Source organism: Domibacillus indicus, assembly GCF_023715895.1.
In the GTDB taxonomy this organism is placed as follows: domain Bacteria; phylum Bacillota; class Bacilli; order Bacillales; family Domibacillaceae; genus Domibacillus; species Domibacillus indicus_A.
The window spans coordinates 1-14,385 of record NZ_JAMBOO010000045.1 but is presented as its reverse complement, the minus strand read 5'-3'; the positions used below and the strand labels follow the sequence as shown (position 1 = coordinate 14,385).

The 14,385-nt window shown below is 45.6% G+C and carries 11 protein-coding genes; 6 read left to right on the top strand and 5 right to left on the bottom strand.

The annotated features are described in order from the left end of the window. Positions 1 to 139: 139 nt before the first annotated feature. Positions 140 to 820 (bottom strand): response regulator, encoded by a 681-nt coding sequence (locus tag M3221_RS24980; RefSeq protein ID WP_242231933.1) that lies wholly within the window; start codon positions 818 to 820, stop codon positions 140 to 142. Between the two features lie 13 nt (positions 821 to 833). Next, complete coding sequence (locus tag M3221_RS24975; protein ID WP_251274768.1) at positions 834 to 2,000, bottom strand: sensor histidine kinase; 1,167 nt, start codon at positions 1,998 to 2,000, stop codon at positions 834 to 836. A gap of 322 nt (positions 2,001 to 2,322) precedes the next feature. Between M3221_RS24975 and M3221_RS24970 the strand changes: the two genes are divergently transcribed. The 3 genes from M3221_RS24970 (at position 2,323) to M3221_RS24960 (ending at position 4,441) form a co-directional block, all read left to right on the top strand. Further along, positions 2,323 to 2,961, top strand: coding sequence for a YigZ family protein (locus M3221_RS24970; protein ID WP_251274767.1), 639 nt, complete (start codon positions 2,323 to 2,325; stop codon positions 2,959 to 2,961). A gap of 84 nt (positions 2,962 to 3,045) precedes the next feature. Next, entirely contained in the window at positions 3,046 to 4,086 is a 1,041-nt protein-coding gene (locus M3221_RS24965) for an LCP family protein (RefSeq protein ID WP_251274766.1), read from the top strand. A 166-nt stretch (positions 4,087 to 4,252) separates the two neighbouring features. Continuing rightward, positions 4,253 to 4,441, top strand: a complete 189-nt coding sequence (locus tag M3221_RS24960) for a hypothetical protein (protein WP_251274765.1) — start codon at positions 4,253 to 4,255, stop codon at positions 4,439 to 4,441. A 109-nt stretch (positions 4,442 to 4,550) separates the two neighbouring features. Here M3221_RS24960 and M3221_RS24955 read toward each other — a convergent pair whose 3' ends face one another. Next, a complete protein-coding gene (locus M3221_RS24955) occupies positions 4,551 to 5,618 on the bottom strand; it encodes a glycosyltransferase family 4 protein (protein WP_251274764.1) in 1,068 nt (355 codons plus the stop codon). A gap of 253 nt (positions 5,619 to 5,871) precedes the next feature. On the opposite strand from M3221_RS24955, the gene secA2 reads away from it, so the two are divergent. The 3 genes from secA2 (at position 5,872) to M3221_RS24940 (ending at position 10,556) form a co-directional block, all read left to right on the top strand. After that, positions 5,872 to 8,223 (top strand): accessory Sec system translocase SecA2, encoded by a 2,352-nt coding sequence (gene secA2, locus M3221_RS24950; protein WP_251274763.1) that lies wholly within the window; start codon positions 5,872 to 5,874, stop codon positions 8,221 to 8,223. Between the two features lie 3 nt (positions 8,224 to 8,226). Beyond that, entirely contained in the window at positions 8,227 to 9,126 is a 900-nt protein-coding gene (locus M3221_RS24945) for an accessory Sec system S-layer assembly protein (RefSeq protein ID WP_251274762.1), read from the top strand. Positions 9,127 to 9,512: 386 nt separating this feature from the next. Next, on the top strand, positions 9,513 to 10,556 hold the full coding sequence (locus M3221_RS24940; protein WP_251274761.1) for a hypothetical protein: 1,044 nt from the start codon (positions 9,513 to 9,515) through the stop codon (positions 10,554 to 10,556). A 27-nt stretch (positions 10,557 to 10,583) separates the two neighbouring features. Here M3221_RS24940 and M3221_RS24935 read toward each other — a convergent pair whose 3' ends face one another. Next, positions 10,584 to 12,029 (bottom strand): peptidoglycan endopeptidase, encoded by a 1,446-nt coding sequence (locus tag M3221_RS24935; RefSeq protein ID WP_251274760.1) that lies wholly within the window; start codon positions 12,027 to 12,029, stop codon positions 10,584 to 10,586. A 125-nt stretch (positions 12,030 to 12,154) separates the two neighbouring features. Further along, complete coding sequence (locus M3221_RS24930; RefSeq protein WP_251274759.1) at positions 12,155 to 14,155, bottom strand: penicillin-binding transpeptidase domain-containing protein; 2,001 nt, start codon at positions 14,153 to 14,155, stop codon at positions 12,155 to 12,157. Between the last annotated feature and the right edge of the window lie 230 nt (positions 14,156 to 14,385).

Below are 14,385 nucleotides of genomic sequence, written 5' to 3'. Positions count from 1 at the left end.
TCTTAACGCCTTCTGGTCCTGATTCATAACGCCGTACGGCGTTCATTTTGTCTTCTATTGAAAACCTAACCATAAAAAATACACCTCCAATTGTTAGATGGTGTCTAACAATTGGGGTGCACTTCATAAAGGGACTTTTTTAGCGAACTTCTACCCAGCCTTTTTTGATGGCTGTTACAACAGCTTGTGTGCGGTCATTTACGTTCATTTTTTGCAAGATGTTACTCACATGGTTTTTAACTGTTTTTTCACTGATATAAAGAGCTTCCCCGATACCACGGTTGCTTTTCCCGTCAGCCAGCAGCTGAAGTACTTCGCACTCGCGGCGTGTCAGCAGGTGAAGCGGTCGGACAACCTCTGTTTGTTGGAATCCTTTTCCTTTTCCGTCATCTGTTGAAAGACGGCGGTAATCCGCAATCAGGTTGTGCGTCACACGCGGGTGAAGATATGATCCGCCATCTGCCACCACTTTAACTGCTTCTACGAGCTCTTCTGCGTCCATTTCTTTCAGCAGGTAACCGAGTGCGCCGGACTGAAGGGCATGGGTTACATAGTTTTCATCATCGTGAATCGACAAAATAATGACTTTTGTGTCCGGGTGTTTATCCACAAGCTTGCGTGTTGCTTCCACGCCATTCACTTCCGGCATGTTAATATCCATGATGACAACATCCGGGTTGTACTCTTCAACGAGCGAAAGTGCTTCCGTTCCGTCATCTCCCTCTGCAAGCACTTCAAACGATTCTTCAAAATCAAGAATACGTTTTACCCCTTCACGGAATAATTGATGGTCATCAATAATAACAATTTTCGTTGTCATCGTCTTTCCTCCTCTAAGTCAATGGCTGCTCAATTATTGGGACGCTGATTAAAACGACTGTTCCTTCATCTGGTTTCGACCGAATCGTAATGTCTCCATCCAGCAGGTCAATTCGCTCTTTCATTCCCATTATGCCAAAAGAGCCTGATTTTTTCTTGTTTACGTCAAAGCCTTTGCCGTTGTCTTTCACAACAGCTAATACTTGCTCTTTTTTTATTTCCAGTTTTACTTGAATCTCAGTTGCATTTGCATGTTTTAATGCATTTTGGACGGACTCCTGAATCAGCCGGAACAGCGCTACTTCCATATTAGACGGAAGCCGTTTTTCAAGACCGATGTTGGAAAACGTGATGTTCGGCGCAGCGCTTTGAGAACGGCTGTATTCGCTGACAGTAGCTAAATACTTGTTAAGCGTTGGAATCAAGCCAAGGTCATCGAGCGCCATTGGACGCAGATCGTAAATAATCCGGCGCACTTCATACAGCGCGGAGCGAACCATTTTTTTCAGATCGCGAATTTCCTTGAAGGCCGCTTCCACGCCCCGTTCCCGGTACAGCTTCTCGATTAAATCGGAACGCATTAAGACGTTCGCCATCATCTGAGCCGGCCCGTCATGAATCTCGCGGGATAAACGCTTTCGTTCTTCTTCCTGTGCTTCCATCACCTGCAGGCCAAAAGCCTGCTTGGACTGGGCATCTTCGAGCGCCCGGCCGAACGCCTTCATATCCTGGGTTAAATAGTTCAGGACAACAGCGGTTTGCGAAATCAGCTGCTCCGCCCGCTCGATCGTTGTATGTACGGATAAAAGTCGGCGGTCCAGTTCATTGCGGCGGTCTAAGAGCTGCTTTTCGTTTTGCCGCATAACGAGCAGCTTCACTTGTAAATCATGGGCCTGTTCATAGGCCTTGCGCACAACTTCTTCTGAATGTACAGAAAAGTCACGGCTTACTTCTGAAAGGCGCTTTCGTGCCATTTTCACTTTTCGTTCCAGTTCTTCCTGTTCTACAATGGAGGAATGAATTTGGCTTTTGATCTGCTGGAGCTCTTTCAATAGGGCTTCGTAATCCACCCTGCTTTGTTCAGCAATTGAAAAAATTTGGCCTTTGCTTTGATCAACGGTTTCCACCATTTTATCCAAAATTGTATCAAGAAGTTTGGTATCCGAGTTTCGCATTAACATAAGCGGTTTCCTTCCAAATAAAATGAATGGGACCTGTCCGAAAGATACAGCACCTATTTCACACAGCTATATCTTTTGATGGTGGAAATAATGCATAGTTTACCTTAAATCACTCAAAAAAGACCCGGTGAAAACCTCACACGGAAAGGACATTCTCATTATATCATTACAGTAGGAAACGAACATTAAAGTTTATTTACGATTCGTTTAAAAGTATTTCGAAGCATGTCTCTTTTCATCCGGACTTTTTTCCTTTACGATAAACTATCAATACCGAGTACCCTTATTTTTCATTTTTAAACCTAATAAGGAGGAATTTTTTTTGTTACCTTACTACAAAACGGTGAAAACAGCCGGCACTCATGAAATTGTCATTCAAAAATCGCGTTTTATCGCCCATACAGCGAGAGTAGAATCTGCTGAGGAAGCGATCGCGTTTATTGACCAAATTAAAAAACAGCACTGGAATGCAACGCATAACTGCTCTGCTTATATGATTGGCGAGCATAACCACATTCAAAAAGCGAACGATGATGGCGAACCGTCCGGCACTGCTGGCCTGCCTATTTTGGAAGTCATTAAAAAAAGAGAACTGAAAGATACCGCGATCGTAGTGACACGTTACTTTGGCGGCATTAAACTCGGCGCAGGCGGCCTGATCCGCGCATACGGCAAAGCCGCATCCGAAGGCTTGAATGCAGCCGGCATTGTCGAACGCCGTCTTATGAAGGTTATGACAGCCTCGATTGATTATACATGGCTTGGCAAAATTGAAAACGAGCTGCGTGCCTCCATTTATGAATTAAAAGAAATCCGTTACGCAGAAGGCGTAGAAGTGGACGTGTTTGTGGAAGAAGGACAAGCCGACACTTTTTGCGGATGGATAACGGAACTGACAAACGGACAAGCTGCTTTCACAGAAGGCGACGTTTTATACATGGAAAAAGACGTCGAATTTTAAAAAAATTTGAACGAACTTATCCTTTCATAGTAAAATAACAGATGGTTCTAAATTTGATTATTACATCTAAAAGGAGATAAATACATGAGTTCACCCAATCAACGCATGGGTCGGCGCCGAAAGAAAACGCAAAAACGCCGAATTTTGTTTTTTACGCTTTTTCTTCCGCTGCTGCTCGTTGTTTTTACTGGTGCAGGCTACGGTGCCTTTCTTTATAAGAAAGCCGAGACGATTGTATCAGATTCTTATATGACGGACGGACGCGAAAAATCGGCCCTGCGTGATGCGGACGTTCATCCGCTTGAGGATAACATTTCAATTTTGTTTATGGGGATTGATGATAACAACAAACGGAAATATGGAGATAATTCCCGAACGGATGCCCTCGTTTTAGCTACATTAAATGTAAAAGACAAAACGATTAAAATGCTCAGTATTCCACGTGACACGTATGCGTATATCCCAGAAGAAGATGATTACAATAAAATTAACCATGCACACGTCGTCGGCGGCCCGACGGCTACGATTGAAACGGTTGAGGAACTGCTTGATGTACCAGTCGACTACTACGTGCGCTTAAACTTCTACGCTTTCGTTGACGTCGTCAACGCATTGGACGGCATTAAATTTAATGTGCCGTACGACATTAGAGAAAAAGATTCAAGCGACGTCCACTATACGTACGTTAAAGAAGGACTTCAAACATTAAACGGAGAAGAAGCATTAGCGGTGGCCCGCACACGTCATGCTGACAGCGATATTGAGCGCGGCAAACGCCAGCAGCAGATCCTTCAGGCCATTGCAAAAAAAGCGACTTCATTTAACTCCATTACGAAATATGATGAATTACTAGAAGCAGTTGGTTCCAACATGCGGACAAACCTGACGTTCAGTGAAATGAAATCGCTCATTACGTACGCAGAAACTGACAAAGGCTTAAATTATGAGTCCCTTGCTCTTAAAGGAACAGACGACTTCTTACCTTCAGGTGCTTATATTTACCGGCCGGATGAAACAGAACTTGAAGTGATTAAAGGCAAATTACAGCGTCACCTTGATATCGAGCCATCCGATGATTCAGAGGAAGACAGCGAATCCGAAGATGAATCATACAGCACAGAATAAAAGAAAACCCGCTATCCTAATTGATAGCGGGTTTTCAGTGTGTAGACAAAGTCTTTCGCTTTTAAAAAAGAGCCGATAAGTGGTGTTGCAGATCAACAAGCAAGGACTGAATAGACATTTCTTTTTTTTAAACAGAAAAGTACAGGCTTATTAGCTTTATACAATCTTGTCGCAAGCCACTTGGCGGCGGGAGGGCAGCGCAGACTCCTATGGGACGAGCGGGCAGCGCAGACCGATGGAGCCGCCAGGCGAAGTCGGGCTCAGCGCCTGCCCCATGGAAAGCGGAGCTGCCTGGACGCCGCTGATCCATCCCATTCATGTGCACAGTCATCCATATCATTTGTCTACAGTCTGAAACCCGCTACCCTAATTGATAGCGGATTTTTTGAACTGCGACAGCTCTCTGTTGTTTTGCTTTGTTCACGTAAAAAACCGCTATCTTTATGGACAGCGGTTTTTACTCATTACATATTCTTTTTCGTTCCGCCTCTGACAAAGTTCAAAAGCGGCTTATAGTCGTTGCCGATAAGCCCGATGCTTTCAACGAAAATTTCAATGGCAATGGTAATCACAGCCATCATAATAATGGCACCCCATAGCGTGGCCATCGAGAAAATAATCGCCGCAAGACCAAACATCATGGCGATCATATAAATGATCAAAACGGTTTGTTTATGTGTATAGCCTGTCCGAAGCAGGCAGTGATGAAGATGCGATTTATCTGGTGCAGAAATGGGCTGCTTGTTCAGCTTCCGGCGGATAATCGCAAAAATCGTATCCGAAATTGGCACACCCAGGATAATAATCGGAATGATTAATGAAACGACGGTGATATTTTTAAAGCCAAGCAGGGATACGACGGAAATAATAAAGCCGAGAAACAGCGCGCCCGTATCTCCCATAAAGATTTTTGCAGGATGGAAATTGTACTTTAAAAAGCCGATTGTGCTGGCCGCCACAATAAGCGCGATGCTCATAACGTACACATCGCCTTTTAAAAAGGCCATAAAACTGATGGTAAACAAAGCAATCGTTGAAACACCGGCTGCAAGTCCATCAAGGCCATCAATTAAATTAATGGCATTTGTAATCGCCACAATCCAGATAATCGTCAACGGAATACTTAAAAAGCTGTTGAATTCAATGGTCCCGCCAAACGGCAGGTTAAAGAAATCAAGGCGGACATCTCCATAGACAACGACCACAAGAGCAGCTGCAATTTGGCCGGCAAGCTTCACTTTTGCGGAAAGCTCAAAGCGGTCATCAAACACGCCTGTCAGGATGATAATAAAACTTCCAATGATAATAGCGGGGTTCATCAGCGGCAGATCGTACGGTGCGTCCGGACGCAAAACAAGCATGCCAATCAAGAAGCTGATAAAGATGGCCAGCCCGCCCATACGCGGCATAATACGCTGATGCACTTTCCGGTAGTTTGGTTTGTCAACAGCTCCAATGGCGATAGCGAATTTTTTCACAAGTGGTGTAATGGCTAGAGAAGCCAGTACACAGATAATAAAAGCAACAACCATAAGATCCTCCCTCTGTTGGCCAGAAGCATAGTGTATATGATGAACGTCATTATTTTTATTTGCCCTCAATTTCAACATTATAAGCCCAAACCATCATTATATCCACCATAAACATGAAAAAGACCTGATATTTTCTTTCATGCCGTCTTCTGTTAAGATAAGGATGGGCAGCTGCATGCACGGCATCCAGCTATCATGCCTTTGTGAACCGCATAAGACGGGCCCATGAACGTATTCTGGGGAGTGAAATAAATTGGTTTCATTATTTCGAAAAAAAGATGCTGCCGATCGGCATTTAAAAACATACCGAAAACTTGTAACAGCCATCAATGAGCAGGAAGCAGCCATTGAGGGCTTAACAGACGAAGAGCTGCGCGGCAAAACAGCGGAATTTAAAGAGCGGCTTGCCGGCGGTGCTTCCATTGAAGATATTAAAACAGAGGCGTTTGCTGTTGTACGCGAAGCGGCCAAACGTGTTCTTGGCATGCGCCATTACGATGTTCAGCTCATTGGCGGCCTGATTTTATCCGACGCCAACATTGCGGAAATGGCGACCGGTGAAGGAAAAACGCTCGTCGCTTCCCTGCCAAGCTACCTGCGCGCTCTTGAGGGCAAGGGCGTTCACGTGATTACCGTAAATGAATATTTGGCGAAACGCGACCGTGACACCATCGGACCGCTTCATGAATTTCTCGGCCTGAGCGTTGGCTTAAATGTGCCGCTTATGGACGGTAAAGAAAAGCAGGAAGCTTACAATGCAGACATTACATATGGAGTCGGAACAGAATTTGGATTTGATTACCTGCGTGACAATATGGTCTGGCACCCTTCTCAGCGTGTTCAGCGTCCGTACCATTTCGCTATTATTGACGAAGTAGACAGCGTTTTAATCGACGAAGCCAAAACACCGCTTATTATTGCCGGCAAAATGCCGCCTGCCGCTGACCTTCATTACATCGGCTCACGTGTAGCCAAGCGTTTTGTCCGGGATGAGGATTATCATTTAGATGATGAAACAAAAGCGGTCAGCTTAACTGACGGCGGGATTGAAAAAGTCGAAAAAGCGTTTGGCATTGACAATTTATACGAACTGGAACACCAAACGCTTTATCACTATATGATTCAGGCCGTCCGGGCGCATGTAATGTTCGAAAAAGACGTGGACTATATCGTGAAAGACGGGAAAATTCTCCTTGTCGATATGTTTACCGGCCGGACGATGGAAGGCAGAACGCTGTCAGACGGCCTTCACCAGGCGATTGAAGCAAAAGAAGGCCTGGAAATAACGGATGAAAACAAAACACAGGCTTCTATTACGATCCAAAACTATTTCCGTATGTATCCGTTCCTGTCAGGCATGACCGGGACCGCAAAAACAGAAGAAAAAGAACTGCTCGATGTTTATAACATGCAGGTCATCCCGGTTCCAACCAACCGGCCGGTACAGCGTGTGGACATGCCTGACCGCATTTACCGGACAATCGAGGAAAAATACGCCGCTGTCACAGCAGAAACGGCTGAGCGCCACGCAAGCGGACAGCCTGTATTAGTCGGAACCACTTCTATTTTGCAGTCCGAAAAAATCGCTCAGCACTTTGAAGATGCCGGCTTGTCTTTTGAGCTGTTAAACGCAAAAAGCGTAGAGCAGGAAGTAGAGCTTATTTCCCGTTCTGGCCAGCGCGGCCACATTACGATTGCGACGAACATGGCAGGACGCGGCACCGATATTCTGCTTGGGGAAGGTGTGCCGGAACTCGGCGGTCTTCACGTGATCGGCACTGAACGCCATGAAAGCCGCCGCGTGGACAACCAGCTTAAAGGCCGGGCCGGGCGCCAGGGTGATCCGGGATCAAGTGAATTTATCATTTCACTGGAAGACGCGATGTTCCGCCGTTTTGCCAAGGACGATTTAGCAAAGCTTGAGAAAAAGATGCAGACAAACGGCGAGGGTCTTGTTACAAACAAAAAAATACACGAATTTGTGGACCGCGTTCAGCGGATTGTGGAAGGCTCCAATTATTCGATTCGCGAGTATAACTTAAAGCTCGATGACGTTATTAATGAGCAGCGCGGTGTTATTTTCGGACTGCGCAACGCAATTATCGATGACGAGTCTCAAAAGGATCGTCTTGCAGATATGATTACGCGTTCGGTCCGGGAAGAAATCGACCACTATTGCCATGAGGAAGCAGAACCCGAAGAATGGGCGCTCGACATTCTTTCCGGCCATCTTCAAGCGATGTTTGGCGGACGCGAGGTTCCCCTTCCGGAAGAAGTCTCCAGCAAAAAAGAAGTGGAGCGTACAGTTGAACCTGTTTTATCCGACTATCTCGCTTGGGTAAACAATGAATATGACCTTTCCTGGGAGGAAGGCATTAAACGGATCATGACAGCCGCTTTGGATGCCGCCTGGGTTCACCACCTGGAACAAATGACCCGCTTAAAAGAAGGCATTGGCCTGCGCCATTACCAGCAGGAAGATCCGATGCGCATTTATGCACGTGAAGGACTACAGCTTTTCCAAACGTCTTACCGCGACCTGCTTCGTTCTATTTCTGCCAAAACGGCCGCTTTAATGACGGAATTAACGAAAAAGGAGAATTAACTGATGTTTTCTTTCTTTAAACGAAAAGGGAAAAATGACGATACACTAAAAAATGATGGACGTGAAGCTTCTGTTTCTGCCGCCGATGTCACTGGCGGAGAAACAGAAGCCGGCACTGAGGAAGTAACGACAGACTTGTCGCTTCATCCGTCCCAGACGGTTTCTCAAGAGCAAATGTACGTACTGCGGTTTTTAAATAATGAGCTGCCGCCGCTTAAACGAAACCAGCTGTCTCTTTCCGGCATTGAGTGGAGCGAACAGCCGAATGGCATTGCGGTTTCCGCTTTTGTCCGCAATACCGTTGAGCGGGAGATTACACTCGGCGAGGTCCCGCTTCTTTTGCTGAATGAAAAAAATGAACTCAAAGCGCGGGATACGTTTAATTTAAAAGATCTCGGCTCACTGCCGGCTGACTCAAGCCGTCCGTGGACGTTTCTTTTTCCTGCTGCGTCCCTTGACCCGCGGGTTGAGCTGGGCAAAGAAAACTGGTCGGTTGCGTTTGATTTAACATCGCGCAAGCATAAGCTTGATCTTGATGAAAAATGGGACAAGACCCTGCCTGAAGAGCAAAAAGAAAACCTGAAGCGTATTGTGGAGAAGCTCGGAAATCCCGCTAAAAATGAACTGAATTTTACGGGATTAAGCGCCGCTACACTCGATAATGGAGATTTAACGATTTCTCTGCTAATCCGAAATGGCTATGAACGGAATGTAAATATCGAAAAACTGCCGCTGCAGCTTTTTGATGCAGCCGGTGATCTTGTTGCCCAGGGTCAATTCAACGTCGGTGATTTTGAAGTAAAAGCGAATACAACAAAGCCGTGGTCATTTGTTTTTCCGGCCTCGCTCGTTCAAAAAGAAAATGCCGATTTCTCCAAATGGAGCGTTCGGGTAAACAAATAAAAAAGTGCGCTTATCGTCAGCTGGACTGATGATAAGCGCACTTTTTTTAGTGGGATACAATAAAATAAGCACCTGCCATACCGGACAGATGCTCACAGCTTGTACCAACCACGTTCTAACAAAACGAGTTATTTACATACAAAACGGAAACTATATGTCCATTCTATCACATCTTTTTGCACTTACAACTGTTATTTTCACAATTGAAGCGGCCTCACGGCTTATTGTCGAAAAATGAGAGCTGTAGTATGATTAAGGCTGTCGTTAACCGTTATGTTGACGCAATCATCCATTTTAATAGACAAACAGAAATTTTCTTTTCTTAGACTCTGCCTGCAGGGAAGTAGTATGCAAGTTTTTTATTTTAACGTTAAGGTGTGATATGCGTGAAGCAGTCCAGACGATTTCTGGCAATCTTTTTTTCTCTTTTCTTTTTGGCGCTTGTGCCGCTTGCTGCCTTGAACTATCTGATTGACCCTCTTTGGACATTCAGCCCGAAGCATGCCTGGAATGACCGCCAGGATGTGATTAATGAACGGCAGCAAAAAACAAACCGGATTTACTTTCAGCCCTTTTTATATGATACGATCCTGCTCGGTTCCAGCCGGTCTACTTATGTCGATCAGCACGAGTTTAAAAGCATGAAGGTATACAATTATTCCGTCAGCAATATGTCGATTCGCGAGTACGACACCTTCCTGGCTTTCGCGGAAAAACATAGTGAGCAGCCGATCCAGCGTGTGATTTTGGGAGTCGATTTCTTTAAATCGTCTGTGCAGGAAAGCAGCCAGCCCTATTCACTGACCAACTATGAAAAACAGTTTGAAGATCCGCTGTACCGGTTTAAAAATTTGCTTTCGCTTGATACGCTGAAGTATTCACTGAAAGACGCCCGTATGTCTATCACAAATGAGGTATCGCTTGAACGTGTTTATAATCGGGAAAATGTAGCGGACGCCAAAGAAATTTCTCAAAAAGAGCGTGAAGAACAAACAGCACAAAAAATCAATCGTTTTAAACAAGAATTCTATGGAAGCCACTATGTGTATAATCCGAGATACAAGGAATATTTAACGATATTCAACAAACGCCACCCGAATGTAGAAAAAATCGTTTATACGACGCCGATTTCAATGGAGCTGTTTGATGCACTTGTTGAAACGGGCCACCTTAAAGACTATGAACAATGGCTGCGTGACCTAGTAGATGTGTACGGCGGTGTTTATAACTTTATGTATCCGAATGAAGTGACCAACGATTTAAACAACTATTTTGACGGCCACCACTTCTATCCGGAAACCGGCACAAAAATCGCCAAGCGGATCGATGCGGGTCCCGATGCTGAAAGCTCGTTTGGTGTTTATGTAACCAAAGAAAATATCGACCAGCATCTGCAGGATGTACGAAACGCTCTTTCAAAACGAAAATAAAAACGGTCCCTATATGGGACCGTTTTTTTAGTAGAATCGTTTAAAAGCAGTGAATCTTGGTTGAAAATAAGAATTGCTTAAACTCGAAATGGTAATACCGGACGAAGAGCTGGCGTGGATAAACTGCCCGCCGCCAATATAAATCCCCATATGGGAAATGCCTTTTTTATACGTATTGCTGAAAAACACAAGATCCCCCACAGCCGGACTGGAAACTTCGTAGGACCGGCTGTAATAGCCCTCTGTATTCGTCCGGGCAATACTTTTGCCCGCTGCTTTGTACACATAATAAATAAAGCCGCTGCAATCAAAGCCAGAAGTGGACGCCCCGCCCCATACGTATGGAATGCCCATCAAGGACTTTGCCGTACTGATCAGCGTGTTGACGCTGTAGCCGCCGGAAGAAGCGGGATTGCTTACCTGTGTCGGCGTCTTGCCAGTACCCGCACTGCCGGCTACCTTTAATTTCTGTCCAACAAAAATAACGTCTGATTTCAAGCCGTTCATTTGTTTCAGCGCCGCCACAGTCATTCCATACCTTGAAGCAATCGCGCCCAATGAATCTCCGCTTTGCACAACGTACAGACCATTAGACACGGAAGACGATGGTTGACTAGGTGAAGACGGACTTTGAGTAACAGGGGCACTGCCGCTTACTTTCAGCTTTTGTCCAACGTAAATCACATCCGTTGTTAAACCATTTAATTGCTTCAGCGCTGAGACCGTTGTTTTGAAGCGGGAAGCAATGAGCCCGAGAGAATCTCCGCTTTGTACGGTGTATGTGCTGGTTGAAGTTGATGGCTTCGATGTGCCCGTATTAGCGGCCGGCGTTGAAGAAGAGGCACTGCCGCTCACCTTCAGCTTCTGACCTACATAAATCACATCCGTTGAAAGAGCATTTAATTGCTTCAGCGCTGAGACCGTTGTTTTGAAGCGGGAAGCAATCAGACCAAGAGAATCCCCTCTCTGTACAGTGTATGTACTCGTTGAAGTTGAAGTCGATGGCTTGGACGTACTGGCCGGCGTTGAAGAAGCACTTCCACTCACCTTTAGCTTCTGCCCTGCATAAATCACATCGCTTGAAAGACTGTTTAATTGTTTTAGTGCTGAAACGCTTGTTTGATAGCGGGAAGCAATTAGACCAAGCGAGTCCCCGCTTTGAACAGTGTAGGAAGAAGCAGCAGCTGTATACACAACTGCTGCCGGCTCCGCTGTTTCTGCTTTGACCTCATTCGGCTTTTCCTGAACATTTTCTTCTGTTTGGGAAACGATAAGCTGGTCACTAATGGACAACATATCTGACGTAAGATCGTTTAGTTCCATTAACTGAACGACTGATAGTTTGTACTGGTTGGCGATGCTGAACAGCGTGTCACCCTTTTTCACTGTGTACAGTTCTGAAGCATGCGCAGCCGACGCGGCACCGGTTGCGATAAATGCTGCAGCTGTTAAAGAAATAACCGTTTTATTCATTGGATCGCTCCTCTACTCTCCGTATCTACTCTCTAGTTCTATCGTCTAGTTTTCTTGACTTTTTATCGCTTCTAGTAAACTTTTATTCTTTCGGTCTAATGATCTAGAGAAAAACCTATATTTTCTTATTTACGATACGTCTTCCATTTTACATAAAAAGTACGTGCTTTGTCGACCGCTTCTTTGCTTCCACCCGCTTCCGCCGCATCTTCTACAAGCAGCGCAAGGACAAAAGACGGGCTGTTTGCGTCATAGGAAACAAATAAGCCGTTTTCTTTTCCAGTGGTTCCTTGTTTCTCTTTGATTTCAGCTGTGCCAGTTTTTCCGGAGATGGCCATGCCTTCAATATTCGCAGCGCGGGCGGTTCCACGTTCTACTACGCCGCGCAGTCCTTTTCGAATGATGGACGCTTGTTCTTCTGTCACAAGTTCTTTCTGCCAGACAGACGGCTCATCATCAAGAAGCAGGAGCGGCTTCATCATCGTCCCTTTATTTAAAAAAGCTCCATAGGCATTGGCCAGATGCGTCATCGATGTCAGTACTTCTCCCTGGCCGTACCCGGTATCAGCCAGTAAAATATCCGAATCAAATGTACCGGTATTTGAGATCTGTGACTCACGCACCGGATAAGCAAACGGATACTCTACGCCAAATCCAAATGATTGGAGTCCCGCTTTCATTCCATCTGCTCCCGTATCAAGCGCCGCCATCGCAAAATAAATATTATCAGATGCCACGATAGCGGATTCCAAGTTTACAGGACCCGCCGACTCACTGACACGGGTTACCCGGTAATTGCCCCACGACGCATCCTTTTGCCATTGAAGCCCTTCAATCGTTTTACCGGCCGCCGGATCCAGTTTCCCCGCTTTCATCGCAACGGACGCTGTAATCGGCTTCATGGTCGAGCCTGGCGAGTAAGCTGCCGAAAAGCGATTTAGGAGTGGCTGCTTTGGATTATCCTGAAGCTTGGTATACCGGTTTGCGGGTATGCCCCGGGCAAATTCGTTTGGATCAAAAGAAGGAGAGGAAACAAGCGCCAGCACATCTCCTGAAGCCGGTTCTACAGCTGAAGCGGTTCCGGCTGCTCCTTCCATTTGTTCAAACAGTGTTTTTTGCATTTCTGCGTTGATGGTTACCTTTACATCCTGACCATTTTTCGGCTCCTTCTTTGCGATAACTACCGGCTCTTCTTCCTCTTTTTCGATAAAAATCTGCACACCGTCGGTTTCTTTCAACTGCTCTTCAAACAGCTGCTCCAGACCGCGTTTCCCAATTTGATCACCTTGTGTGTATCCTTTGTTTTCTTTCAGCTCTTCTGCGCTGATCTCACCTGTATAACCGGTTAAATGCCCGGCAGCTGCACCGTATGGATAAACACGGACTGCTTTGGAAGCTGTAGCCGCTCCTTTCACAGCTGACACTTTTTTGATCAATTCCTTGTTGGATGAAGCGACGGTTTGAAGCGGAACAAAGTACCCGTCCTGCACCCAGCTTTGGCCGAGCTGCTTGTTTATATCTTCTGTTGTTAAGCCAAGTAGTTTGGCCAGCTGCGCTTTCCCCGCTTCATCAATGGCACCGGCATTTACACCAATCGACAACGCTGTTCCGTTGACGGCAAGCGAGCTGCCGTTCCGGTCAAAAATACGCCCCCGCTGGGCTTCAAGCGTTTGAATGCGTACTTTGTCCCCCTCGTTGTAATCAGGCAGCAAAAAAGAAGGATCCCAGTCAATCAGCCATTCTTCACCCTCATCTGTTTCTTCCAGCTTCATCACTGCTTCTTTTTCAAATGAGACCGGTCCGGCGATGGTCTCCATTTGAATTTGAAGCGGCAGCCGTGCCGTTTGATCATTGTCCATCTTCACGTCTTCTTCTGTTGGCAGCTCTACCTGAAGCTTGTCCATTTCAATATCTGACATGATATTTTTATATCGTTCTGTAAACTCTTTTTTCGTCATAGACGATTTGGTTTCCTGCGTAAAGTGTTCATACATCCCGCCATAATCGTTGTCCTGCCACTCAGTCACATATGCTTCCAGCTCACTTTCCGGTGCTTCCGGTCCGCCGCAGCCGCTGATGAGCGCAGCTGAACCCGCTGCTAAAAACATTGCAAAACGCTTCATCATTCCGCTCCCCCCTGTTTTTCTACTAGTATAGCAGAAAAAAACGGCTCTTTTGAAAAGAGCCGTCAGCTTGTAGACAAAGCCTTCATTTTGAAGGCGATGTTTACAGGCTTTTTTCTTACGATTAGTCAACAGATTTTCTTTATTTCCATCAAATAATTAAAAGACCATGTTCCTGAAAGAATGAGACTAAGATTTAAATTCTAGTTTTAGACATGACAAATAATCCTAGC